Genomic DNA, 2,220 nt, shown 5'->3' with positions numbered 1-2,220 from the left:
CTAATTCTTCGGTTCCGGCGACAGCCGGTTCCTGTTGGGCTATACTGGTGACGGCTATATCGGTGACATGGGATTTGGCCAGCGCCTTTCTGGAGTTGTCGGGCCAGTAGGCGTCAACCATGGTAGGTTCCTGGGGCCAGATTTTGGCCACAATTTCGCTGTTGTGACCTAGTGCAAGGCCGGTGAATTTGAAGGAGAAGGTTTGGATCATAGTTTCCGGCTTTTGGGGGTCAAATACGACTATGGACTGGTCCAGCTTTTTACCTTCCGTGGATGAAATAGAATAACCGTTATGGGTCAGCCCCAGTTTGGCGGTTACCTTTTCCCTGTAGCCCGGTTTTAAGGCATAAATTACTGTTCCGGTATAAACCTGGCCTGGTTCGGTAAGAACGGTATGAAGTTTGAGTTCTTTAACACAGAGGTCGGGCGGCGGTTCTACTTTGATTGGAACCTTCTTCACATTATCAGTCATGTCAGCCGGTTTGCCGTCTGCCGTTGATTCAAATTCATGGTGCCGCGGCACATATTGCCCGTCGTTAATAGCTGCTATGAGTTGGGTAGTCCCTCTCTGGGCTGTCCATTCAAAGGTGGCTGTGATTTCTGAGTTTTCGGCATTAAAGCTGATGGTTTGGCTTTTCGCCTCAGTAAAACGGTCAGGATACTCAGGCACCGGTTCGGAAATGTGGCCGTTCCCTGATATTTTCTTTAACTTTCCTTTGTATGCTTGTCCATTAATTTCATGCAAGCCGGCCACGAAGGGCCTGAGTAGCGCTAAATCCAAATCCCGCCGGATTTCTCCCGTGCCGAAGACAACTGTTGCAGTGTACTTCTTGCCTATTTCCGCTTTATATACAGCATTACCCACCTCATCTGTTTCAACCGGAGTACCGGGGTCTATGCTCTTGACATAAAGGTTGGGAACAACGGGGTCAAATTCGTGACGTGGCGCAATTGGAAAGCTTCTATACCAGATAGTACCGTCTTTTTTCTTATGCCATGCTCTCCCTACTCCCCAACCGTAATATGTAGGAGGTTGGAAAATATGTATATACTGATGCCACGGAAAGTTGGGTTTATTTAAAAATTCGTCCGCTAAATCGGAATCTTGCTTAATACCTTCTATAATATTGGGCAATAAGGATGGGTCACCGTCCCAAGGACTTTTTTCGATGATTGGTTCTCCTCTTGCTATTAAGCGTTTTTCTACATCTTTATCTACCCATGGAAACTTAATCCATCCTTTATTTTCCAGTTTACCTTTTGGTTTGGCATCATGAGGAAAGTTTTTGTTAGTTACATATTCGCCCCTGTCATTAATACCCCAATATCTATATTCTCCGTTTTTATATTCTCCAGTCGGTGAACCATAGACAAGAACATGATATCCCTTAGGTAACATAACATACCTTAATTTTGCCCCATGCGGAGCTGATATTTGAAAATTACCGGGTAAACCAGGAGGTATACTGTCCACAAAGTGTTCTCTGGCTAAATAATTGTTGTCATCGGTTTTCATAGTATATAAATCTCTTGGGGGTTCAGAAAGAGGTAAATAATTGTGGTTATACTCCCAGGCACCAGCAAGCGAATATGGAATGAGTAATAAAGAAATCAAAAATAGTAAAATCATTACTTTTTTCATTGCAATAAACACCTCGTAAGGGTTAATTCGGAGGTAATTATTTTACGCCAGGTAACCAAACTACTATAAAAATGTCTAGTGCACCTGACGTGGAGCTAGCCCTAATACTTTGATTATTTTTTATCCAATATTTGGGTAGTAGATGTTCCCATCTATCTTTTTTTTGCCTAATATACTCTATTATTTCATTGGCGGTACTGTCACCGAACTTGCTGGATAACAAGGTATAGAGATCCTTATACTGAGGTTCCAAAGGTTTATCTATAGGAATAAGTATTTCTATATCTACCTTGGCCGGGTTATCGTTTGGTGGGTACAATGTAATATCCAATTCCGTCCCCTCCGGAATCGTATACCCATTATTCACCGTGATCTTCACGGTTCTGGTCTTGGCAAGCCACTCCACCGTAGCGCCCAGGCATTCGCTGATGAAACGCAGGGGCACCATGGTCCGGCTGCCAGCAATCACTGCCTTGGTATCGAAATACCTGGTCCGGCCGTTAACGGCGGCTTTGCTTTCGCCGATTTTCAAGGTGATGGTCCTGTCTTCTTTGCTGATGGTGACCACTCTTGTTTCG

General features: G+C 44.2%; 2 protein-coding genes. Both read right to left on the bottom strand.

All coding sequences use genetic code 11. From position 1 onward, the window contains the following. A partial coding sequence (locus tag ACSNJE_RS15875) for an Athe_2463 domain-containing protein (protein WP_495253068.1) occupies positions 1-1,516 on the bottom strand: 1,516 nt, incomplete at its 3' end. A 163-nt stretch (positions 1,517-1,679) separates the two neighbouring features. Continuing rightward, positions 1,680-2,220: copper amine oxidase N-terminal domain-containing protein (locus ACSNJE_RS15870; protein ID WP_495253067.1), on the bottom strand; the 541-nt coding region annotated here is incomplete at its 5' end.

This window comes from Thermincola sp. GK-1 (assembly GCF_059412445.1).
Note: the sequence above shows the minus strand (reverse complement) of the source record. Positions and strands in the feature narration are given on the sequence as shown.